At 70.7% G+C, this 21,653-nt stretch carries 20 protein-coding genes; 9 read left to right on the top strand and 11 right to left on the bottom strand.

Features of this window, described 5'->3' with window-relative positions; all coding sequences use genetic code 11:
• Positions 1-7 precede the first annotated feature (7 nt).
• From M1203_RS17015 to amaP, 5 genes are all read left to right on the top strand, one after another.
• A complete protein-coding gene (locus M1203_RS17015) occupies positions 8-499 on the top strand; it encodes an Asp23/Gls24 family envelope stress response protein (protein ID WP_249950574.1) in 492 nt (163 codons plus the stop codon).
• An 81-nt stretch (positions 500-580) separates the two neighbouring features.
• Complete coding sequence (locus M1203_RS17010) at positions 581-772, top strand: hypothetical protein (RefSeq protein ID WP_030353762.1); 192 nt, start codon at positions 581-583, stop codon at positions 770-772.
• Positions 769-1,125 carry a hypothetical protein gene (locus tag M1203_RS17005; RefSeq protein ID WP_374403193.1) on the top strand — a complete coding sequence of 119 codons (357 nt, stop codon included), beginning with the start codon at positions 769-771 and terminating at the stop codon, positions 1,123-1,125. Before M1203_RS17010 ends, M1203_RS17005 begins: the two co-directional genes overlap by 4 nt.
• Complete coding sequence (locus M1203_RS17000; protein WP_249950572.1) at positions 1,122-1,796, top strand: DUF6286 domain-containing protein; 675 nt, start codon at positions 1,122-1,124, stop codon at positions 1,794-1,796. The genes M1203_RS17005 and M1203_RS17000 overlap by 4 nt, the downstream gene beginning before the upstream one ends.
• A gap of 10 nt (positions 1,797-1,806) precedes the next feature.
• Positions 1,807-2,385, top strand: a complete 579-nt coding sequence (gene amaP / locus M1203_RS16995; RefSeq protein WP_249950924.1) for an alkaline shock response membrane anchor protein AmaP — start codon at positions 1,807-1,809, stop codon at positions 2,383-2,385.
• 553 nt (positions 2,386-2,938) lie between these two features.
• On the opposite strand, the gene M1203_RS16990 is transcribed toward amaP, so the two are convergent.
• From M1203_RS16990 to M1203_RS16965, 6 genes are all read right to left on the bottom strand, one after another.
• On the bottom strand, positions 2,939-3,694 hold the full coding sequence (locus tag M1203_RS16990) for an SDR family oxidoreductase (protein ID WP_249950571.1): 756 nt from the start codon (positions 3,692-3,694) through the stop codon (positions 2,939-2,941).
• A gap of 4 nt (positions 3,695-3,698) precedes the next feature.
• Positions 3,699-5,483: a glycoside hydrolase family 15 protein gene (locus M1203_RS16985; protein ID WP_249950570.1), complete on the bottom strand. Its 1,785-nt coding sequence runs from the start codon at positions 5,481-5,483 to the stop codon at positions 3,699-3,701.
• A 42-nt stretch (positions 5,484-5,525) separates the two neighbouring features.
• Entirely contained in the window at positions 5,526-6,329 is an 804-nt protein-coding gene (locus M1203_RS16980) for an SURF1 family protein (protein WP_249950569.1), read from the bottom strand.
• Between the two features lie 109 nt (positions 6,330-6,438).
• Positions 6,439-7,512, bottom strand: coding sequence for a DEDDh family exonuclease (locus tag M1203_RS16975; RefSeq protein WP_249950568.1), 1,074 nt, complete (start codon positions 7,510-7,512; stop codon positions 6,439-6,441).
• A gap of 106 nt (positions 7,513-7,618) precedes the next feature.
• Positions 7,619-10,723 (bottom strand): NACHT domain-containing NTPase, encoded by a 3,105-nt coding sequence (locus M1203_RS16970; protein WP_249950567.1) that lies wholly within the window; start codon positions 10,721-10,723, stop codon positions 7,619-7,621.
• Between the two features lie 162 nt (positions 10,724-10,885).
• A complete protein-coding gene (locus tag M1203_RS16965) occupies positions 10,886-12,436 on the bottom strand; it encodes a S8 family serine peptidase (protein WP_249950566.1) in 1,551 nt (516 codons plus the stop codon).
• Positions 12,437-12,701: 265 nt separating this feature from the next.
• Between M1203_RS16965 and M1203_RS16960 the strand changes: the two genes are divergently transcribed.
• The 3 genes from M1203_RS16960 (at position 12,702) to moaA (ending at position 15,894) form a co-directional block, all read left to right on the top strand.
• Complete coding sequence (locus M1203_RS16960) at positions 12,702-13,097, top strand: DUF485 domain-containing protein (protein ID WP_249950565.1); 396 nt, start codon at positions 12,702-12,704, stop codon at positions 13,095-13,097.
• A 17-nt stretch (positions 13,098-13,114) separates the two neighbouring features.
• Positions 13,115-14,746 carry a cation acetate symporter gene (locus M1203_RS16955; RefSeq protein ID WP_249950564.1) on the top strand — a complete coding sequence of 544 codons (1,632 nt, stop codon included), beginning with the start codon at positions 13,115-13,117 and terminating at the stop codon, positions 14,744-14,746.
• 155 nt (positions 14,747-14,901) lie between these two features.
• Complete coding sequence (gene moaA / locus M1203_RS16950; protein ID WP_249950563.1) at positions 14,902-15,894, top strand: GTP 3',8-cyclase MoaA; 993 nt, start codon at positions 14,902-14,904, stop codon at positions 15,892-15,894.
• Here the strand turns inward: moaA and M1203_RS16945 are convergent.
• Together M1203_RS16945 and M1203_RS16940 are read right to left on the bottom strand one after the other, a co-directional pair.
• On the bottom strand, positions 15,877-16,146 hold the full coding sequence (locus tag M1203_RS16945) for a hypothetical protein (RefSeq protein WP_249950562.1): 270 nt from the start codon (positions 16,144-16,146) through the stop codon (positions 15,877-15,879). The two genes, moaA and M1203_RS16945, sit on opposite strands and share 18 nt — an antisense overlap.
• Positions 16,147-16,379: 233 nt before the next feature.
• On the bottom strand, positions 16,380-16,742 hold the full coding sequence (locus M1203_RS16940) for a DUF3099 domain-containing protein (RefSeq protein WP_249950923.1): 363 nt from the start codon (positions 16,740-16,742) through the stop codon (positions 16,380-16,382).
• A 213-nt stretch (positions 16,743-16,955) separates the two neighbouring features.
• Between M1203_RS16940 and M1203_RS16935 the strand changes: the two genes are divergently transcribed.
• The gene (locus M1203_RS16935; RefSeq protein WP_249950561.1) at positions 16,956-17,249 is read left to right on the top strand and encodes a GlsB/YeaQ/YmgE family stress response membrane protein; all 294 of its coding nucleotides are present in this window, start codon (positions 16,956-16,958) and stop codon (positions 17,247-17,249) included.
• A gap of 85 nt (positions 17,250-17,334) precedes the next feature.
• Here the strand turns inward: M1203_RS16935 and tyrS are convergent, their stop codons facing one another.
• The 3 genes from tyrS to M1203_RS16920 all read right to left on the bottom strand — a co-directional run bounded on the left by tyrS (position 17,335) and on the right by M1203_RS16920 (position 21,589).
• A complete protein-coding gene (tyrS, locus tag M1203_RS16930; protein WP_249950560.1) occupies positions 17,335-18,606 on the bottom strand; it encodes a tyrosine--tRNA ligase in 1,272 nt (423 codons plus the stop codon).
• 65 nt (positions 18,607-18,671) lie between these two features.
• Entirely contained in the window at positions 18,672-20,069 is a 1,398-nt protein-coding gene (locus tag M1203_RS16925) for a metallopeptidase TldD-related protein (protein ID WP_249950559.1), read from the bottom strand.
• A complete protein-coding gene (locus M1203_RS16920; protein WP_249950558.1) occupies positions 20,066-21,589 on the bottom strand; it encodes a TldD/PmbA family protein in 1,524 nt (507 codons plus the stop codon). The genes M1203_RS16925 and M1203_RS16920 overlap by 4 nt, the downstream gene beginning before the upstream one ends.
• Positions 21,590-21,653 lie beyond the last annotated feature (64 nt).

The raw sequence follows: 21,653 nt of genomic DNA, 5'->3' as shown, positions 1-21,653 counted from the left end.
AATGGCGATGTCAGACACCGCACCCCGTAACCAGTCCGCGCCGTCAGGCAGGAAGCAGCCGGTCGACGAGGGGGGAAGCAGCCCCGTCACCAAACGCGGCGGCGGGCCCCCGGCCTCCCGCGGCCGTACCACCATCGCCGACGGTGTGGTGGAGAAGATCGCCGGCCTCGCGGCCCGTGACGTCCTCGGTGTGCACGCCTTGGGCAGCGGGATGTCCCGTACCTTCGGCGCTGTGCGCGACCGGGTCCCCGGCAGCGCCAAGTCCGTCAGCCGGGGCGTGAAGGCCGAGGTAGGAGAGGTACAGACGGCGCTCGACCTGGAGCTTGTCGTCGACTACGGCGTCTCGATCACCGATGTCGCCGCCGCCGTACGGGAGAACGTCATCTCGGCGGTCGAGCGGATGACGGGACTTGAGGTCGTCGAGGTCAATATCGCGGTCATCGACGTCAAGCTGCCGGACGAGGAAGATGACGAAGAGTCGGACACCCGGCTCCAGTAACGTCCGTACGCGGCGTCAAGCGGCGTCAGGCGGCACGACGCACCGTACGCGACCGGCAGCGCAGTGGATGAGGAGCGGCACATGAGCATGGCGGTGGTCGGCCTGTTGGCCGGTATGGCGCTCGGATTCGCCGGGTACTTCGGCGGCTTCGGGGCCTTTGTGCTGGTGGCCGCGTTGGGTGTGATCGGTTTCGTGGCCGGGCGCTTCCTGGACGGCGATCTGGAACCCGGTGACCTCTTCCGCAGTCGCGACCGCGACGACCGGCGCCGGTGACGCGCGTGGCCGTTGAGCGGGTGGCGGCCGGCGAGCGCGGGGCGACCACGATCGCCGACCGGGTCGTCGCGAAGATCGCCGCAAAGGCGGCCCGGGAGGCGCTGGACCGTGTACCGGAAGGCGGCTCCGCGCCGCACGCCACCGTGACGGTGCGCCACGACAGCGCGCGCGTACGGATCGGTGTCGAGCTGGAGTATCCGACCGACATCGGCCGGCAGTGCGGCGCCGTACGTCTCCACGTCGCCCAGCGGGTGAAGGCGTTGGCGGACATGGATGTGCCGGAGGTGGTGGTGCGGGTGGAGCGGCTGCACTCCGACCGGTCGCGCCTCGCGGCGCGGGGGAGGCTCCAATGAGCGAACCCGCGCCCGAGGGGGGAGCCGGGGCGACGGAGCGGGGCGGTGGTGTGGGGGAGTGGGACCCGCCGGACCCCACCACGCGGGACGCGGCCAGGCCCACGCTGTCGGACGACGACGACGGCGAACGGGCCGGGCGCTTCTGGTCGACGCGCCGCGTCCCGGCGGCGCTGACCGCGCTGGTCGTTCTCGGCGCGGCGGCTCTGCTGCTGTACGACGTCGCGGCGGTACGGGCCGGCCGCCCCGCGATGTACTGGCGCCGCGAACTGGCAGCCCAACTGGCCCGGCAGCCGCTGGACGAACCCTGGGTGCTGGTCGCCGCGGGCATCGCGATGGCGCTCGGACTGTGGCTCCTCGCGCTCGCCCTCACCCCCGGCCTGCGCGGACTGCTGCCCATGCGGCGCCAGTCCCCGCTGGTACGGGCGGGCATCGACCGCGACGCCGCCGCGCTGACGCTGCGCGACCGGGCCATGGAGGTCTCGGGCGTGCGGTCCGTGCGGGTACGGATGGGACGCTCCAAGGTGAAGGTGCGGGCCCTGTCCCACTTCCGCGAACTCGGTGACGTACGGGACGACTTGGACCGGGTGCTCACCGCCGGCATCCGCGAGCTGGGCCTCGACCGGGCGCCCGCGCTGACGATGCGTGTCCGCAGGCCCGTCAAGAAGAGGTGAGGTGACGGGGATGATCCGGGTCGTCAACCGCGTACTGCTGGCTCTGCTGGGTCTGGCGCTGCTCTGCGGGGGCGGCGCGGTGCTGGCGCGCGGACTGGGCTGGGCGGTGCCGTCCTGGTGGCCGTACAGCGGGCAGCGCGATGTGCTGCTGAGCCACGCCGACCGCGGGCGCTGGCGCGATCAGGGCTGGTGGTGGCCGGTGGTGATCGCCGTGCTGGCGGTGCTGGTCGTGCTGGCCCTGTGGTGGTTCTTCGCCCAGTTTCGCCGGGCCAGGATGGCGGAGATACTGGTCGACAGCGGCGACGGCGAGGGCGCGCTGCTCCGTGCGCGGGCGCTGGAGAGCGCGATCGAGGACGACGCGGAGTCCCTGGACGGCGTGGCCCGCGCGCGCGTACGCCTCAAGGGCCGCCGCACCGCCCCTGCCGCCCGCGTACGCCTCCTCCTGGAGCCCCACGCTGCCCCGGGCGAGACGCTGAACCTGCTGACGGCGGAGGCGCTGGAGCATGCGCGGAGGTCGGCGGGGCTGGGGGAGCTGGGGGCGGAGGTGCGGTTGCGGGCGGTGAGGCACGGTGCGGAGAGGGTGAGCTGACGGCGTACGCCGTGGCCCGCTGCGCGGGGTGTTTCCCCCACCCCGCCCCTTCCCGATACCGGGGCTGCGCCCCGGGCCCCGGGGTGGTGCGGGCGGGTCGGCCGCCCGGCGTGCCGTGGCCCGCTGCGCGGGGCGATTTCCCCACCCCGCCCCTTCCCGAAACCGGGGCTGCGCCCCGGGCCCCGGGGTGGTGCGGTCGGGGCTGCGCCCCGCGCCTCGGGGTGTTGCTCCGGCGCGGGGGGTGTTGCCGTGGCCGTGCCAACGGGCCGAGCCCGTTTCCTCCGCCGCGCGGGCCGTTCGCCGACGCACCGCTGACGGGAACCCGGCGGCTGTGCCCCGGGTCCTCGGGGCCCGGGTCGGGCCGGGTGTCGCCCGTGCGGGGCGTGTGGCTGCTCGGCACACGGGGACCGCGACGCGCCGGGGTCGCCGAGCCTGCCTCAGGCTCGCTCGGCGCCCGCAACGCCGGACAGGGGTCCGGGGCGGAGCCCCGGTTTCGGGAAGGGGCGGGGTGGGGAAACGCCCCGAGCAGCGGCCCAGCGGACCCGTAAAGGGCCTAGTAGCCGTGCCGCGCCCCGCCGTCCACCGGCACCATCACCCCCGTCAGATACGACGCCGCCGGCGACAGCAAGAACGCCGCCGTCCTCCCGAACTCCTCCGGCCGCCCGTACCGCCGCAGCGGAATCCGCGACTCGTGCGCCGCCCGCGCCGCCTCCGCGTCGCCCGACAGCGTGTCGAGTTCACGGACCCGGTCCGTGTCGATACGGGACGGCAGCAGGCCGAGCACCCGGATCCCGCGCGGGCCGACCTCGTTCGCGAGGGACTTCGCGAAGCCGGCCAGACCCGGGCGCAGGCCGTTGGAGATGGTGAGGCCCGGGACCGGCTCGTGCACCGAGGAGGAGAGCACAAGGCCGATGACACCGCCCTCGCCCAGCTCGGCCGCCGCCGTGCGGGCGAGTCGTACCGCGCCCAGGAACACGGACTCGAACGCCGTCTCCCACTGCTCGTCCGTGTTGTCCGCGGCGAACCCCGGCGCCGGGCCGCCGACGCTGATCAGGATGCCGTCGAAGCGGCCGAAGCGCTCCTTCGCCGTGGCGATCAGATGTCCCGCCGCCGCCGGATCGGCGTTGTCGGCGGCCACCCCGTACGCACCGGGCCCGATCTCCGCGGCCGACTCGGCGACCCGCTTCTCGTCGCGGCCCGAGATGACGACCTTCGCCCCGTCCGCGGCGAGCGCGTCCGCCGCCGCGCGGCCCAGCCCCCGCGATCCACCGGTGACAACGTATGCGCGGTCCTTCAGTCCAAGATCCATGGTCCTATCCTGCCGTGTCGGCCCCGGTGAGGCTCAACGCGGTCACCACCAGCCCGATATGGCTGAACGCCTGCGGGTAGTTGCCGAGTTGGCGCCGGGTCACCGGGTCGTACTCCTCCGCCAGCAGTCCGACGTCATTGCGCAGCGCGAGCAGCCGCTCGAACAGTTCCGTCGCCTCCGCCGTGCGCCCCGTCATATGGAGAGCGTCGGCCAGCCAGAACGAGCAGGCCAGGAACGTTCCCTCACTGCCCGGCAGCCCGTCCACCGAGGGCCCCGTCGTGCTGTAGCGCCGCAGGAGACCGCCGTGCCCCAGCTCGGCCCGTACCGCGTCGACCGTGCCGATCACCCGCGGATCGTCCGGCGGCAGAAATCCGACCCGGGGGATCAGCAGCGTCGCCGCGTCCAGCTCGGCGGAGCCGTACGACTGCGTGAAGGTGTTCCGCTCGGGGTCGTAACCGCGCTCGCACACCTCCCGGTGCACCTCGTCCCGCATCGCGCGCCAGCGCGTCACATCCCCCCTGAGCGACGGATCGTCCTCCAGCGTCCGCACGGCACGGTCGGCGGCGACCCACGCCATCACCTTGGAGTGCACGAAGTGCTGGCGCGGCCCGCGCACCTCCCACAGCCCCTCGTCCGGCTCGCGCCACTTCGACTCCAGGAAGCCCAGCAGGCTGAGCTGGAGGTTCCAGGCGTGCGGCTGCGCGGGGAGACCCGCCGTCCGCGCCACATTGAGCGAGTCCATCACCTCGCCGTACACATCCAGCTGGAGCTGGTCGACCGCGTTGTTGCCGGTACGCACCGGCGCCGAGCTCGCGTACCCCCGCAGCCACGGCAGTTCGGTCTCCGGCAGCCGGCGCTCGCCCGCGAGTCCGTACATGATCTGAAGATCGGCCGGGTCGCCCGCGACCGCGCGCAGCAGCCAGTCGCGCCAGGCCGCCGCCTCCTCCAGATAGCCGGCCGACACCAGCGCCCCCAGCACCAGCGTGGAGTCGCGCAGCCAGCAGTAGCGGTAGTCCCAGTTGCGTACGCTGCCCAGCTCCTCCGGCAGGGAGGTCGTGGGCGCGGCGACGATCCCGCCGGTCGGACCGTATGTGAGCGCCTTGAGCGTGATGAGCGAGCGCATGACGGCCGCGCGGTGCGGACCGTGGTAGCGGCAGCGCTCCGCCCAGCTCTCCCAGTCCTCCAGGCTGCGCGCCAGCGCCCTGTGCGGATCGACGCGCCGCGGGCGCGGCCTGTGCGAGGGGTGCCAGGTGAGGACGAAGGCCACCTTCTCGCCCGCGCCGATGGTGAACGCCGACCGTGTGCTGTAGTGCTGACCCCATGTCTTGACCGGCGGCTCGCTGCGCAGCCAGACGGAGTCGGGGCCCGCGACCGCCACCCGGTGGCCCTCCGCCCGCCGCATCCAGGGCACCACCGAGCCGAAGTCGAAGCGCAGCCGCATCGTGGCACTCATGTCGACCGTGCCGCTGACGCCCTCCACGATCCGCATGATCTCGGGAGCCTTGTCGCGCTGCGGCATGAAGTCGGTGACCTTGACGGTGCCGGTACGGGTCTCCCACACGGATTCCAGCACCAGCGAGTCACCCACATAGGCGCGCCGTGTGCACTCGCGCGCGCCGGTGGGGGCGAGCCGCCAGTGACCGTTCTCCTCGCCCCCGAGCAGTGCGGCGAAGCAGGCCGCCGAGTCGAAGCGAGGAAGGCACAACCAGTCGATGGAGCCGTTCCGGCCGACCAGAGCGGCGGTCTGGAGATCGCCGATGAGTGCGTAGTCCTCGATGCGTTGGGTCACGCCAGGGCTGTTCCCGCACGGCGCGGGCGCTAAGCAGCGCTGTCAGACGGTGGCGGGTTCCTGCGCGGATGCCGCGTCGGCGGCGTCCCGCTCGGCCTTCGCCGCCGCGCGGTCGCGAAGCTCACGGCGTACGAGAATCACCCAGCCGACGGGCACGGCGGCGACGAACAGCCACCACTGGACCGCATACGCCATATGGGGGCCGATCGAGCTGTCGTCGGGGCTCGGGATCTGCTCGGGACTGTCACCGGCCGACGCGGGCGAGATCTGCTCGACATAGCCGCCGAGGACGGTACGGCCCAGCTCTTCCCGCTGCTGCCCGCTGTTGATCAGCATGAACTGGCGGGGCGGCAGATCCCGCAGGTCCTTGATACCGCTGGCCGCCGACGTCTCGTCCGCCTTCAGCCGGCCCGTGACGGTGACCTCGCCCTTGGGCGCCGCCGGGATGTCGGGGAAGGCCCGCTGGTCGTCGCCGAAGGGGATCCAGCCGCGGTTCACGATGAGCGCGCGGCCGTCCTTCAGGACGAGGGGGGTCAGAACATGGAAGCCGACCCGGTCGTCGATGGAGGTCCTGCGGCGTACGACGACCTCGTGCGCGGTGTCGAACGTGCCGGTGGCGGTGACACGGCGCCAGTAGTCGGCGCGCGGCACGGTGTGCCCGGGGGACGTCAGATCCGTGACCGGGACGGGCTTCGCCGCGAGGTTTCCCGAGATCAGCGAGTTCTGGGCGACCTTGTTCTCATGGCGGTGGTACTGCCAGAAACCCAGCTCGATCATCGCGGGGATGAGGGCGAGGGCGAGGAGGGTGAGGATCACCCACTGCCGGGACAACAGGAAGCGGTACACGCCTTTGACGGTACCCGGCGGGTCCCGGCTGATCTGACGGGGGGTGGGTGGCGGGCCCCGGGCGCAGGGCGGCGGTACGCGAGCGGCCCGCCGGCGCGATGCGCGCCGATCACCCGTCCGCGGGGGTGACGGCGCGGACGGAGGTGGACGCGACAGCGGACGGGGCGGACGCGGCGGACGGGGCGGGGGACGCGGGCGCCGGGACGGACGCCCCGGGCGCCGGGGCCACGTCCCGCAGCAGCTGGGTGAACGCGGCCTCGTCGATGACCGGCGTACCGTACGACGCCGCCTTGACCGTCTTGGACGTCGAGGACCCCGGGTCGTTGGTCACCAGCAGGCTGGTCAGCCGGGACAGGCTCGTCGCGACATGCAGCCCCGCCTCCACGGCCCGGTCCTCCAGCAGCTCGCGGTCGACGGAGGTGTCGCCGGAGAACGCCACCCGCATCCCCTGCACCAACTGCCCGCCTGGCACATACCGGCCCGGATTCGGATACGGGCACGCGGGCCGCTTGCGCGAGGGCCGCCAGCTCGTCTGCCGGTACGAGGACTGATAGCCGACCCGGGGCAGCGCCGGGGCGTCCGACCACTCCGTGAGCGGCCGGCACTCCAGCAGCGGCAGCCGTACGCCGTCCCTCGCCGCCGCGTGCAGACTCGGCCGGAACGCCTCGGCCAGTACCCGGGCGTCGTCGAGCGCGTGGTGCGCGCGCTGCTGTACGACGCCGAAGTGCGCGGCGAGCGACTCCAGCTTGTGATTGGGCAGCGGCAGGCCCAACTCCTTGGAGAGCGCGATGGTGCACAGCCGCTGCCGGGTGGGCGCGGTCCGCTCCGCGCGCGCGTACTCCCTGGCGATCATGGACCAGTCGAAGATCGCGTTGTGCGCGACGAGCACCCGCCCGTCGAGCCGGGCGGCCAGCTCACCGGCGATCTCCGGAAAGAGCGGGGCGCTCTCCAGAACGTCGGTCGTCAGCCCGTGGATCCATACGGGCCCGGGGTCGCGCTCCGGATTGACGACCGTGTACCAGTGGTCCTCGACATTGCCCCGGGCGTCCAGGCGATAGACGGCAGCAGACACTATCCGGTCGTCGCGGGCGAGTCCGGTGGTCTCGACGTCGACGACCGCGTACCCCTCGGGGTAGGCGGTCGGCCATGTCGCTGCAGTCGTATGGTCGTCGAGCATGGTCACAGAGAATACGGGCCGCGACTGACACTCCGGCAGCCCGGTCGGCCGGGACCGGCCGATTACCGACCCCTGGCCGTCGTTCCGTCAAGGCCCTTGCAGAGGCCGGGGTCTACTCCCGGACGATCCGGCCGGGGGCGAAGTCTTCGTCTCCGCGCACCGAGGTGCCGTGAGTCACGGTAATGACCAGATCTTCCCGTTCGGCCAGTGGGTACAGGTCGATCAGGCCCTCCCGGTGGGTACAGGAAGACAGATGCAGACGCTTAAACTGCGGCAGTTCTGCCAGCGGATCGAGGCCTCCGGCCAAGATGCACTGCGTCAAATTTACTTCGGTGAGCGATTCCCAGTCCCTGATCCAGTCGAGACGCAGAGCGCTCAGCCAGCGCAGGCTGAGAGCCTCCAGCGGCAGAGGGCGTGGGAGGCTGGCCAGTTCACGCACATGACGGTTGCTGGAAACAGTCATTCTGCGGAGCCTCGGCAAGCGGTCGATCCCGTCCAGTGCCAGGTGCTCGGCTCTCTCGAACAGAAGGAGGTCGTCGAGTTGCGGACCGAGGGGGAGTTCCCCGATGCTCCTCGCTGGGACCGGGTAGCCGAGCAACAAGCGTGTGATTCGGACCATCCGCCGCAACTGGTCGGGACCGACTTTGGTGTGCTCACCACGGAGGACGAGCACCTTCACCTCTGTCTCAGTCAGCGGAGACAGATCCCGAAGTGCCGCGCAGTCGTCTAGCAGCAGGCCCCTGAGCGAGGGGATGTCAGTCAGCGCGGAGAGATCCGTCAGCACCGGGTTCTCCGTGAGGGACAGCGTTCTGAGACTACCCAACATGCCCAAGGGTGACAGATCAGTAAAGGGGCCGATGAGATCGACGAGACGGACTCCGGGAAGCTGCCGCAGAGCCCGCAGCTGGTCGTCCGTGCGAACGCTGAGATACGAGTCCGACCAGTCCCTGCCGGCCAGCACCGACCGTGCGTAGTGCTCGGTGTCGAACGCTCCCCACGCATCCGACACCTGCAAGCCGACCGCAAACCTGGCGTCCTCCCGGAACCGGGAAATCACCTCCATCGCGGCGTCCCCTCCCACACGCGCCGCGACCGTTACCACCGCTGCCGCACTCCTCTCGCTCAGCCCCTCCGGCCCCGGCAGCAGCTCAAGCACCAGCTCACCGGCCTTCGCCAGCTCCTCCGCCTCATCGAGCCCTCGTGGCGGAACCAGCTCGCCCGTCCGTTCCTCGATCTCCGCCCTGATCGCCGGGTCCAGCTCCGGCGCGTGCTCCAGAGAGGCCGCCGCCAGCAGCACCAGCCGGTTCCGGTGGCGCTGTACCTTGTCGGCGCGGCGCAGCAACTGCCGTAACAGCCGCACCCGTTCGTCCGTCCGCGCGTGTCCGACCGCCATCCGGACCACGTCGTCCCACTGGTCGTCATGCGCGTTGCGCACCAGCACGCCGAAGTCGCGCGCCTCGACCGCCGCCTTCGCGCCCAGATAGTCCTGGAAGGTGCGGTGGACGAAGCCGACCGCGCCCGGCACCGGTTCGCGCAGAAGCCCGCTGCGGATCAGCAGATGCGCGAACACCTGCTCCGCGTCGCCCGTCACCTGGGGCATGGCGGCCAGCCATTCGCCCACCATCTCCACGGTCTCGTCACGGCCCGCCTCCACCTGGCCGTTGCGGATCAGCCAGTACGCCAGCCGCTGGAGCAGCGCCGTCTGCTCATCGCGCGTCAGGTCGACGCCCTCGACACCCACCACCTCGCGCTCGGTGTCCCGGCGTACGAGCAGCAGGTCAAGGGCCGCGTCGTACAACTCCTTGCGCGCTCGCGGCAGTCGCATCCGGCGGTCGCGGTTCAGTGCGCACAGCAGCGCGCACATCAGTGGATTGGTGGCCAGCCTGCCCAGGTCCCGCCGTCCCGTGACGGCCTGGTTGAGGGAGTGTTCGTATGTGTCGAGGAGCGAGGCGTCCCGAGGGCACTCCTGGCGTGCCGCGTCGTGCCAGTGCGCGACGAACGCGCGGATGTCGTCCCGTTCCATCGGCAGCAGTGAGTGCGCCGTGAAGCCGTGCCCCGTCAGCCAGTCCTCGGGCACCGCCGAGGGGCGCGTCGTCACCACGTACCGCGCCTCGGGAAACGCGGCGATGAGCGATTTGAGCCAGGTCTCCGTACGGCCGCGCAGCCGCGTCGGGACCTCGTCCACGCCGTCCACGAGCACCAGTGCCCGTCCGTCGGTCAGCAGCCGTTCCGCCCAGCCCGCCGGGGCGGAACCGTGCAGCGGCACACCCGAGGCGCGCAAGAAGTCCTCCGGCAGGGGGAGTTCGTCGGCCGTCGTGAACGCGCGCAGGCGCAGGACGAACGGTACGCACGCGTTCCAGTCGGCCAGCTCGGCCGGGAAGCCGCGCCGGGCCGCGTTGAGCGCCAGCCACTGCACCAGGGTGCTCTTCCCGGAGCCCGCGGGGCCGCGCAGCACCACCCGGCGGGCGCCGGTCAGGGCCTGCTCGGCCTTGACCGGGCCCCGGCCCGGGGCCGTGGGCAGGCCGAGGTCCTCCCGGTACGGCTGCGGGTGGTCGCCGCCGCTGACCGCGAGGCTGATGTAGGCGGTGTCGAGAGGCCACTCGTTGGCTGTCCGGCCCAGCGTCAGTCCGAAGAGTTCCAGCCGGCCCTGGGTCGCCGTGATGAAGTCCGCGTACCGCTGCTCGAAGCCGAGCGCCGCCGCCCCCGGACGCGGCCCGACCCGCTCCCGTACGTCCTCCACCAGTTCGCGCGTCCGGCCCGCCGCCCGTGCCTGTTCCACCGCGGCCCGTGCCGCGAACGAGGGGTGTGCCGTGAACTGCTCCACCACATGTGCGCAGCAGACGCCGAGCAGCTCCTCGTACAGATCCTCGCCCGGACCCGGGCCGGGGCCCGGGTGCGATGCCCGTAACTCCTCGCGCAGGCGCCCCGGGTCCAGTTCCAGGGCGAAGAGCCGGTCGGCGCCGATCTCGCCCGCCGCGGCGAAGGCGGACCGTACCGCCTCGATTGCCGCCAGCCGTTCGTTCTCCGGCAGCCGCGCGTGGGAATCCTTGAGCCGGCGGGCCAGTACCTTCGCCAGCCGGTCGGGCGACGCGGGTTTCGGGAGGGGGCGTACGGGGGTGTCCACGAGGCCCGCGCCCGGTTTCGGGGTCAGTATCGACTTGGCGATCGCGCCCAGCACCGTTCCCGCGAGACGTGCCACCACGACTTCCGTGCTCACCGAGCCCGTACCTCCCCCATGCCGACCGGTGCACAGAATCGTACGGCGCACGGCGAGGCGGAGTGGCTGGAGCGCGCGAACGCGGGCCGTCCCGGAGGACGGCCCGCGCTCGGTTCAGCGGTCGCGCTCAGTGCGGCGCCCGGTGCTCAGGCACCCTGGTGCTTACCGGCGCACCGCCGCCAGGGCGTCGACCAGACCCGCCCCGTAGAAGCTGTTGTACTGCTTGCCACCCTCGCAGACGGCGTCGACCTCTCCGTCACCGTCGATGTCGTACGGCGTCGGGCAGGCGACGTCATCGGCCTGGACCGACAGGAGCGCCTTGATCGCCTGCGGCGAGGCGTTCGGGTGGGTCGACTTCAGCAGCGCCGCGACACCCGCGACATGCGGGGAGGCCATCGACGTACCGGCCATGTAGCCGTAGTTGCCGCCCGGCAGCGGGCCGAGGATCAGACCGCTGACCGCCGGCGGGGCCGGGGTCTGGTAGCGCGTGGAGTCGCCGCCCGGGGCCGCGATGTTGACGACACCGAGACCGTAGTTGGAGAACGAGGACTTCAGACCCTTGGCGCCGGTGGACGCGACGGTCACCACACCCGGCAGCTGGGTGGGGATGTCGAGGCACTCGGACGGGTCGATGACCCGGTCGCCCGGAGTGGTGTCGTTCGGGCTGGTCGGGTCGGTGATCGAGTCGGAGGCGAGATCGTAGTTCTCGTTGCCCGCCGCCGCGACGTTGACCGCGCCCTTCTTCTCCGCGTAGCGCGTGGCCCGCGAGATCGCCTCGACCAGAGCCTTCTGGTCCGGGTCGTTCTTGCAGTTGAAGTACCACGGGTCGGTGTAATAGCTGTTGTTCGTCACATCGACGCCGTGCTCGGCGGCCCACACGAAGCCGCAGACGACGGCCTCGGTGTAGAAGAACCCGGCGGGGGTGGACACCTTGATGCCGGAGACCTTCACGCCCGGCGCGACACCGGTGACGCCGATGCCGTTCTTGGCCGCGGCTATCTCACCGGCGACATGGGTGCCGTGCGGGCTCTCGCCCGTGCCCGGCCGCCAGGCGCCCTCGGTCGTGTCCGGCTTGCCGCCGACGCAGTTGACCGAGGCCGCGCGGTCGAAGTTCGGCGCGATGTCCGGGTGGGTGTCGTCGACACCCGTGTCGATGACGGCGACAGTGACGTTCCTGCTGCCGAGCGTCTTCTCGTGCGCCTTGTCCGCCTTGATGGCGGGCAGGTCCCACTGCAACGGCTCCAGCGGGTCCTGGTCGGCGGCCTTGTTCGCCTTCGCCTTCGCCGTGGCGGCGGCGACCTCCTCGGCGGACAGCACCTGCGGGGCGCCGATGTCCGTCGTGGACTGGGCGGCCATCGGAGCGGTGCGGGTGGCACCGGCCGAGTCGACGCCCTTGACCTTGCGTACGGTCCTCGCGAACTCGGGGTTCTGCGAGGTGGCGACTATGACGCCTATCTGGTCGTAGGAGGTCACGATCGTGCCGCCCGCCGCGCCGATCGCCTTCTTGATCGACGTGACGGTGGAACGTCCACCGCGGGTGTTGACGACGTACGACAGCTTCGGGCCGTCCGTCGCGACCGCGGCGGCGGGGACGCTGCCCGCCGCCGTCACGGCCGTGGCCGTACCGGTCGGCAGAAAGCCGAGCGAGACGGTGAGCGCCAGACCTGCGGGCAGAGCGAGTGCGCGCCGCCGTCTGGATCCCAGAGGAGCCATGGGTTCTCCACATCATCCGTGAAAGAACCGTCCCCGCGCAGGCGTGCGCGTGGACGGGTACATGACCAGTGAAGTTAGCGCTGATCATCCCCGGTCATCAATCACTTCCCGAATCATTTTTGGAAGAAACTGGAAGAAAAAGCCCGGTGTTGAACCGCGTCGCCACGCTCTCCGTGCCGTTGTCAGGGGGACCGGCACATCCGCACCCCCTGTGAGGTTTTCCCAGATGACCCACCCCACCGCACCCGCGTCACGAGGAGATTCCGTGGCTTCCGATGCACCGCCGCCCGAGGGCGGTACGGACACCCGCCCCGCCAAGTCAACGCCGGACCGGTCCGCGACGGCGCAGCCCACGACGGCCCAGTACGTCGAGGTGCAGGAGAGCGCGGAATTCGGCGAACTGCGCCGTACGTACCGCTCCTTCGCCTTCCCGCTGACCATCGCCTTCATCGCCTGGTACCTGCTGTACGTCCTGCTGTCCAACTACGCGGGCGGCTTCATGGGCACCAAGGTCTTCGGCAATATCAATGTGGCCCTGGTCCTGGGCCTCGCGCAGTTCGCCACCACGTTCCTCATCGCCTGGTTCTACGCGCGGCACGCGTCGCGTGAGCTCGACCCGAAGGCGGATGCCATCAAGTCCCGGATGGAGGCGGACGCGTGAGCCGGCCGTTGTCACCCATGAGTCACCCGGTCCACCAGCAGCTCGCCGCCGCCACGGACGCGAGCGAGCACCGGCCGCTGATCATCACGCTCTTCGCCCTCTTCGTCGTGGCGACCCTCGTCATCACCGTCTGGGCCGGCCGCCAGACCAAGAACGCGTCGGACTTCTACGCGGGCGGCCGTCAGTTCACCGGCTTCCAGAACGGTCTCGCGGTCTCCGGCGACTACATGTCCGCCGCCTCCTTCCTCGGTATCGCGGGCGCCATCGCGCTCTTCGGATACGACGGCTTCCTGTACTCCATCGGCTTCCTGGTCGCCTGGCTGGTCGCGCTGCTGCTCGTCGCCGAGCCGCTGCGCAACTCCGGCCGGTACACGATGGGTGACGTCCTCGCGTACCGCATGCGCCAGCGGCCCGTGCGTACCGCCGCGGGCACCTCCACCATCGTGGTCTCGATCTTCTATCTGCTGGCGCAGATGGCGGGCGCGGGTGTGCTGGTCTCCCTGCTGCTCGGCATCACCAGCGACGCCGGGAAGATCGCGATCGTCGCCCTGGTCGGTCTGTTGATGATCGTGTACGTCACGATCGGCGGGATGAAGGGCACCACCTGGGTCCAGATGGTCAAGGCCGTGCTGCTCATCGCGGGCACGCTGCTGATCACCTTCCTGATCCTGTGGAAGTTCGGCTTCAACCTCTCCGACCTGCTGGGCACGGCGGCGAGCAACAGCGGCAAGGGCGCGGCCTTCCTGGAGCCCGGCCTCAAGTACGGCGCCACCGCGACCTCGAAGCTGGACTTCATCTCGCTGGGCATCGCCCTCGTCCTCGGTACGGCGGGGCTGCCGCACATCCTGATCCGTTTCTACACGGTGCCCACCGCCAAGGCCGCGCGGAAGTCGGTCATCTGGGCGATCGGCATCATCGGCGCCTTCTATCTGATGACCATCGTGCTCGGCTTCGGCGCCGCCGCCCTGCTCAAGCCGGGCGACATCATCGCCTCCAACAAGGCCGGCAACACGGCGGCTCCGCTGGCCGCCCTGGAGATCGGCGGTGGAGCCGACTCGACCGGGGGCGCGATCCTGCTCGCCGTGATCTCCGCGGTCGCGTTCGCCACCATCCTCGCGGTCGTCGCGGGCCTGACCCTGGCGTCCTCGTCGTCGTTCGCGCACGACATCTACGCCAATGTCATCCGCAAGGGAGAGGCCACCGACAAGGAGGAGGTCCGCGCGGCCCGCTGGGCGACCGTCGCCATCGGCATCGTCTCGATCGCGCTCGGCGCGCTCGCCCGCGATCTGAATGTGGCCGGACTGGTCGCGCTCGCGTTCGCCGTCGCCGCCTCGGCCAATCTGCCGACGATCCTCTACAGCCTGTTCTGGAAGCGGTTCACCACCCAGGGCGCCCTGTGGTCGATCTACGGCGGTCTGGCCTCGTCCGTGCTGCTGGTGCTGTTCTCACCGGTCGTCTCGGGCAAGCCGACCTCGATGTTCCCCGGGGTCGACTTCCACTTCTTCCCGCTGGAGAACCCGGGGCTGATCTCGATCCCGCTGGGCTTCCTGCTGGGCTGGCTGGGCACCGTCCTGTCCAAGGAGGAGGCCGACCAGGGCAAGTACGCCGAGCTGGAGGTCAAGTCCCTCACCGGTACGGGAGCGCACTGAGCACGCTGAATTCTGTAGACGGTATACAGATCCAAGGCCGCGTCGTAGAGTCCTACGACGCGGCCTTGCCGCTCCTCGTGACATACGGGCCCTGGCGATGTCAGTGGTCTGACGTAGGCTCGATCGTGTCTGATCCGATCAGGGAGGGGGCCCGAGTGCTTGTCGACACCTTTGGTCGTGTCGCCACCGACCTGCGCGTATCGCTCACGGACCGGTGCAATCTGAGGTGTACGTACTGCATGCCCGAGGAGGGGCTTCAGTGGCTCACCAAATCGGATCTGCTCAGCGACGACGAGATCGTCCGGCTGATCCGGATAGCCGTGACACGGCTGGGGATCGAGGAAGTCCGCTTCACCGGCGGTGAGCCGCTGCTCAGGCCCGGACTCGTCGGAATCGTGGAGCGCTGCGCCGCGCTGGAGCCGCGCCCCCGGATGTCGCTGACCACCAATGGCATCGGGCTCAAGCGGACGGCCGCCGCGCTGCGGGAGGCGGGTCTCGACCGGGTCAATGTCTCGCTCGACACGCTGCGCCCCGATGTCTTCAAGACCCTCACCCGCCGCGACCGGCACCAGGACGTGCTGGACGGGCTGCGCGCGGCCCATGACGCCGGGCTCACCCCGGTCAAGGTCAACACCGTCCTGATGCCGGGGCTCAACGGCGACGAGGCCCCCGAGCTGCTGGCCTGGGCCGTGGAGCGCGGCTACGAGCTGCGCTTCATCGAGCAGATGCCGCTCGACGCCCAGCACGGCTGGAAGCGCGAGGACATGATCACGGCCGGTGACATCCTCGATTCGCTCCGTACGCGCTTCGCGCTGACCGAGGAGGACGACTCCGTACGGGGCTCGGCGCCCGCGGAGCGCTGGGTCGTCGACGGCGGTCCGCACCGGGTCGGCGTGATCGCGTCCGTCACCCGCCCGTTCTGCCAGGCCTGCGACCGCACGCGGCTGACCGCCGACGGACAGGTGCGGACGTGTCTGTTCGCCCAGGAGGAGACGGATCTGCGGGGCGCGCTGCGCTCCGACGCGCCCGACGAGGAGATCGCCGCGCTCTGGAAAGCGGCGATGTGGGGCAAGAAGGCGGGATCCGGACTGGACGATCCGACGGAGTTCCTCCAGCCCGACCGGCCGATGTCAGCGATCGGTGGCTGAGTTCCGCTCCCACTCGGTCAGCTCCACCACGTCCTTCAGAAAGCCGCGCATCCCCAGGAACGAGGAGAGATGCTCGCGGTGTTCGTCGCAGGCCAGCCAGGTCTTGCGGCGCTCGGGCGTGTGCAGCTTGGGGTTGTTCCAGGCGAGGACCCAGACGGCGGGCGCGCGACACCCCTTGGCGGAACAGATCGGGGCGGCTTCGTCGGCGGAGCCGGAAGCGTCGGGGAAGCCTGGAATGCCGGGGAAGTTCACCTGACCACCCTAGGACAGGTCCCGGGCCCTGTCCGGTGCGGGCCCTGGCCTGCCCGGGGTACGTTCCGTCACCGGAAATGGCGACGCCGGGCAGCCACGGGGGGAGCTGCCCGGCGTCGGTCCGTCGCTCCGACGGGGGATGCGGAGCGCACTTCAAGTATGTCACGGGCAACGGGGTGCCGGGCACCGGAACTTCACGATTGATCTGAGCTTTTCTTGAGCTTCGCGGAGCGTTATGTACCGCTTGGCCGCTCCCCCTCGGGGGCCGTGGCGCCGGCTTCCGCCACGGCGGGTTCCACAGGAGCCGCGATCATTGTACGGGCCGGCGGGTCAAGATGGGTCGAGGGCAGTGAAGTGACGTTCTCCCGGCCCCCGTTGGCGATCACCACGGCCACGTACGGCAGCAGCATCCCCAGGGCGAGCGCCACGATCGCGACCGGCCGCTGCACATTCCACAGGGCCACGGTCGCGATCACCGCGAGCGTCCGCACGAGCATCGAGATCACATACCGGCGCTGCCGGCCGCGCACATCCTCGGCGAGCCCCCGCCGGGCCTCCGTGATCCGGAAAACCTCCGTGCCGCCCCGCTTGCGCACCACGTCGCCACCACCCGATTCTGTGCCGGACTCTCCCCGGACCGGACCCGGTCAACGGTACGCCGGGACCCCGGCGCCCACGAGAGCGGGGGCACCCCCATCCTCGCCGATATCACCCATCCCGCCACGTACGGCCGTGTCCGACATGCGCCATATGGCGGAACGTCCCAAACTGGCGATCACGCGCAGATCGCGCCGCGTGAGGAGGCGACCATGAGCTGGTTGTGGGTCATCATCGTGGGTCTGGTGCTCGGCCTGATCGCCCGGGCCGTCATCCCGGGCAAGCAGCACATCCCCCTGTGGCTGACGATCGTGTGCGGCATTCTCGGCAGCTTCCTCGGCAACGCGGTCGCGGGCTGGATCGGCGTCGCGGAGACCAGGGGAGTGGACTGGATCCGCCATCTGCTCCAGCTGATCGGGGCCATCGTCGTCGTGCTCGTCGCCGACAGGCTCTGGCACACCATCCGCGGCGACAAGAACAAGCGGGGCAGTCGCCAGAGAGCCTGAACCGGACACCGATCCGGACAGGGCAGGGCGGGACGGTTACGGCCGGGAACGCGTGCGCGTGCCCGGCCGCAGCCGAGTCCGGGCGTCAGCCGGAGGCGGTTACTTCCACCGCGGCCAGGTTCCTCTTGCCCCTGCGCAGCACCAGCCAGCGGCCGTGCAGCAGCTCCGTACGGTCCGGTACGGCGTCCCCGTCGGAGACCTTGACGTTGTTCACGTAGGCCCCGCCCTCCTTGACCGTACGGCGGGCCGCCGACTTGCTCGGCGCCAGACCCGTCTCGGCGAACAGATCGACCACCGACGCCGGCTCGGTGACCTCGGCGCGGGGCAGCTCGGAGAGCGCGGCGCTCAGCGTCGCCTCGTCGAGCCCCGCCAGCTCACCCTGGCCGAACAGCGCCCGGGACGCCGCGACGACCGCCGCGCACTGCTCGGCGCCATGGACGAGCGTCGTCAGCTCCTCCGCCAGCGCCCGCTGGGCCGCGCGGGCCTGCGGACGCTCCGAGGTCGCCAGCTCCAGTTCCTCAAGCTCCGCCTGGCTCTTGAAGCTGAGAATGCGGCTGTACGCGGAGATGTCACGGTCGTCCACGTTCAGCCAGAACTGGTAGAAGGCGTACGGCGTGGTCATCTCCGGGTCGAGCCAGACGGCCCCGCCCTCGGTCTTGCCGAACTTGGTCCCGTCCGCCTTCGTCATCAGCGGCGTCGCCAGCGCGTGCACGGTGGCGCCCGGCTCCAGGCGGTGGATCAGATCGAGACCCGCGGTGAGATTGCCCCACTGGTCGCTGCCGCCCTGCTGGAGGACACAGCCGTAGCGGCGGTACAACTCCAGGAAGTCCATGCTCTGCAGCAACTGGTAGCTGAACTCCGTGTAGCTGATGCCCTCGTCGGACTCCAGCCGCCTGGCGATGGAGTCCTTCGTGAGCATCTTGTTCACCCGGAAGTGCTTGCCGATGTCCCGCAGGAACTCGATCGCGGACAGCGACGCGGTCCAGTCCAGGTTGTTGACCATGGTCGCGGCGTTCGGACCCTCGAAGTCCAGGAACGGCTCGATCTGGGACCGCAGCCGCCGCACCCAGCCGGCGACCGTCTCCGGGTCGTTCAGCGTCCGCTCGGCGGTCGGCCGGGGATCACCGATCTGACCGGTGGCCCCGCCCACCAGCGCCAGCGGCCGGTGCCCAGCCCGCTGGAGCCTGCGTACGGTCAGCACCTGCACGAGATGTCCGACATGCAGGCTGGGCGCCGTGGGATCGAAACCGCAATAGAACGTGACGGGACCGTCCGCGAGCGCCTTACGCAAAGCGTCCTCGTCAGTGGACTGGGCGAACAGCCCGCGCCACTTCAGCTCGTCGACGATGTCCGTCACGGTCGTTTCTCTCCTCGAACGTTCAAACGGTTCACTGGGATGTACTACCGGCCAGTGTATGGGGGTCATACTCCCCGGCTGACCGAGCTCATATTGAAATCGGGGATACGCAGGGCGGGCATCGCGGCCCGGGTGAACCAGTCGCCCCACTCGCGCGGCAGCGCCTTCTCCGTACGCCCGGCCTCCGCGGCCCGCGACAGTAGATCGACCGGCGACTCGTTGAACCGGAAGTTGTTCACCTCGCCGGTGACCTCGCCGTTCTCGACGAGATAGACCCCGTCCCTGGTCAGCCCGGTGAGCAGCAGCGTCGCCGGATCGACCTCGCGGATGTACCAGAGGCAGGTCAGCAGCAGCCCGCGCTCGGTGCCGGCGACCATCTCCTCCAGCGAGCGCTCGCCCCCGCCGTCCAGGATCAGATTGCCGATACCGGGCGCGACCGGCAGCCCGGTCAGCGCCGCGCTGTGCCGGGTGGTGACCAGACGCGACAGCTCGCCGTCCCGTACCCAGTCCGTCGCCGCCAGCGGCAGACCGTTGTCGAAGACGGAGGCGTCATCCCCGGAAGAGTGCGCGATCACGAACGGCGCGGACTCCAGGCCGGGCTCCTGCGGGTCGCTGCGCAGGGTCAGCGGCAGCTCGGAGAGCTTCTCGCCGACGCGGGTGCCGCCGCCGGGGCGGGAGAAGACCGTACGGCCCTCCGCCGCGTCACGGGCGGTCGAGGACCACAGCTGGTAGATCAGCAGATCGGCCACGGCGGTCGGCGGCAGCAGCGTCTCGTAGCGGCCCGCGGGCAGCTCGGTCTTCCGCTCCGCCCAGGCCAGCCGGCGCGCCAGCTCGGTGTCGAGGGAGGCCGGGTCCACATCCTTGAAGTCGCGGGTGGACCGGCCCGCCCAGGCCGAGCGGGTGCGGTCGGGCGACTTGGCGTTGAGCTCCAGCGTGCCGCTCGGCTGGTCGTGGCGCAGTCGTACGCCCGTGGACGTACCGAGATAGGTCGAGGTCAGCTCATGGTTGGCGAACCCGTACAGCTCACGTCCGCCGGCCCGCGCACGGGCGAACGACTCACCGAGCGCCGGCGCGAAGTCCGCGAAGACGGCGGAGGTGGTCTCGGCGGGCGCGTCGGTGAAGTCCCCCGACGCCTGCCCCGCCTCGACCAGCGGCCGGGCGTCCTCGGCGGGCCCGGCCGCGCGCGCGGCGGCCTCGGCGGCCCGTACGAGCGGCTCCAGATCATCGGCGGTGACGGCGGAACGCGACACGACACCGGACGCGGTGCCCTGTGTGCCGTCGACGGTCGCGATGACGGTCAGCGTCCTGCCCCGGGTGACGCCGTTGGTCGTCAGCGCGTTGCCCGCCCAGCGCAGATTGGCGGAGGACTGCTCGTCGGCGATGACCACGCAGCCGTCGGCGGTGGACAGTTCGAGGGCGCGCTCGACGATCTCGTGCGGCTTGCTGATACGGCTGCTGGTCATCGTCCGGCCTCCTGCGTGGTGTTGAGGATGTTGACGCCGCGGAAGAGGGCGGAAGGGCAGCCGTGGGAGACCGCGGCCACCTGCCCCGGCTGGGCCTTGCCGCAGTTGAACGCGCCGCCCAGCACATACGTCTGCGGTCCGCCGACCGCCTCCATCGAGCCCCAGAAGTCCGTGGTCGTCGCCTGGTACGCGACATCCCGCAGCTGGCCCGCCAGCTTGCCGTTCTCGATACGGAAGAACCGCTGCCCGGTGAACTGGAAGTTGTAGCGCTGCATGTCGATCGACCACGACCGGTCGCCGACCACATAGATCCCGCGCTCCACCCCGCCGATCAGATCCTCCGTACTCAGCCCGCCCGGATCCGGCCGCAGCGACACATTCGCCATGCGCTGTACGGGCACATGGCCCGGCGAGTCTGCGTACGCGCAGCCGTTGGAGCGGCCGAGACCGGTGAGCTTCGCGATCCTGCGGTCCAGCTGGTAGCCGACGAGCGTGCCGTCCTTGACCAGGTCCCACGACTGCGCCTCGACGCCCTCGTCGTCGTAGCCGATGGTGGCGAGACCGTGCTCTGCGGTCCTGTCACCCGTCACGTTCATCACCGAGGAGCCGTACGCCAACGTCCCGAGCTGGTCGAACGTGGCGAACGAGGTCCCCGCGTACGCCGCCTCGTACCCCAGGGCGCGGTCCAGCTCGGTGGCGTGGCCGATCGACTCGTGAATCGTCAGCCACAGATTGGACGGGTCGACGACCAGGTCGTACGTGCCCGCGTCGACACTCGGCGCGCGCATCTTCTCGGCGAGCAGCCCGGGGACGCGCTCCAGCTCCGCGTCCCAGTCCCAGCCGGTCCCGGTGAGATATTCCCAGCCCCGGCCGACCGGCGGGGCGATCGTGCGCATCGAGTCGAACTCGCCGCTCTCGCTGTCGACCGCCACGGCGGTGAGCTGCGGATGGAGCCTGACCCGCTGCTGGGTGGTGACCGTGCCCGCCGTGTCCGCGTAGAACTTGTTCTCATGGACGGCGAGCAGCGAGGCGTCCACATGCGCCACGCCCTCGGCCCGCAGCAGCCGTCCGCTCCACTCCGCCAGGAGCCCGCTCTTCTCCTCGTCGGGTACCTCGAACGGGTTGATCTCGTACGCCGATACCCACGTCTTCTCGGCGTGCACCGGCTCCTCGGCCAGCTCGACGCGCTCGTCGGAACCGGCGGCGGAGATCACCTTCGCGGACAGCCTGGCCATCGCCACGGCCTGTCCCGCCACCCGCGCCGCGGCGTCCATGGAGAGATCGACCCCGGACGCGAAACCCCAGGCGCCCCCGTGCACCACCCGGACCGCGTAGCCGAGATCCGTGGTGTCCGACGAGCCGGCGGGCTTGCCGTCCCGCAGCCGCAGGGCCGCGCCGCGTACCCGCTCGAAGCGGAAGTCGGCATGGTCGGCGCCGAGCGCCCGCGCCCTGGCGAGCGCGGCGTCGGCGAGCGCCCGTAGCGGCAGTGCCGTGAAGGCTTCGTCGATGGAATGAGGCACTGATGTCTCCTGTCGTCGAGACTGGTCGACCTGATCATGTCGTGTCGGCGGCCCGTTGCCCACC

The organism is Streptomyces sp. 35G-GA-8, assembly GCF_023534745.1.
GTDB lineage: Bacteria > Actinomycetota > Actinomycetes > Streptomycetales > Streptomycetaceae > Streptomyces.
The sequence above is the reverse complement of the archived record's forward strand: the minus strand, read 5'-3'. Positions and strand labels throughout refer to the sequence as shown.

Excerpts from the sequence above, each read along its gene's own strand:
- M1203_RS16955 (WP_249950564.1), top strand. The coding sequence starts at position 13,115 with ATGAGTCACCCGGTCCACCAGCAGCTCGCCGCCGCCACGGACGCGAGC.
- M1203_RS17015 (WP_249950574.1), top strand. The coding sequence starts at position 8 with ATGTCAGACACCGCACCCCGTAACCAGTCCGCGCCGTCAGGCAGGAAG.
- M1203_RS16990 (WP_249950571.1), bottom strand. The coding sequence starts at position 3,694 with ATGGATCTTGGACTGAAGGACCGCGCATACGTTGTCACCGGTGGATCG.
- M1203_RS17000 (WP_249950572.1), top strand. The coding sequence starts at position 1,122 with ATGAGCGAACCCGCGCCCGAGGGGGGAGCCGGGGCGACGGAGCGGGGC.
- M1203_RS16935 (WP_249950561.1), top strand. The coding sequence starts at position 16,956 with ATGAGCTGGTTGTGGGTCATCATCGTGGGTCTGGTGCTCGGCCTGATC.
- M1203_RS17010 (WP_030353762.1), top strand. The coding sequence starts at position 581 with ATGAGCATGGCGGTGGTCGGCCTGTTGGCCGGTATGGCGCTCGGATTC.
- M1203_RS16925 (WP_249950559.1), bottom strand. The coding sequence starts at position 20,069 with ATGACCAGCAGCCGTATCAGCAAGCCGCACGAGATCGTCGAGCGCGCC.
- M1203_RS16965 (WP_249950566.1), bottom strand. The coding sequence starts at position 12,436 with ATGGCTCCTCTGGGATCCAGACGGCGGCGCGCACTCGCTCTGCCCGCA.
- amaP (WP_249950924.1), top strand. The coding sequence starts at position 1,807 with ATGATCCGGGTCGTCAACCGCGTACTGCTGGCTCTGCTGGGTCTGGCG.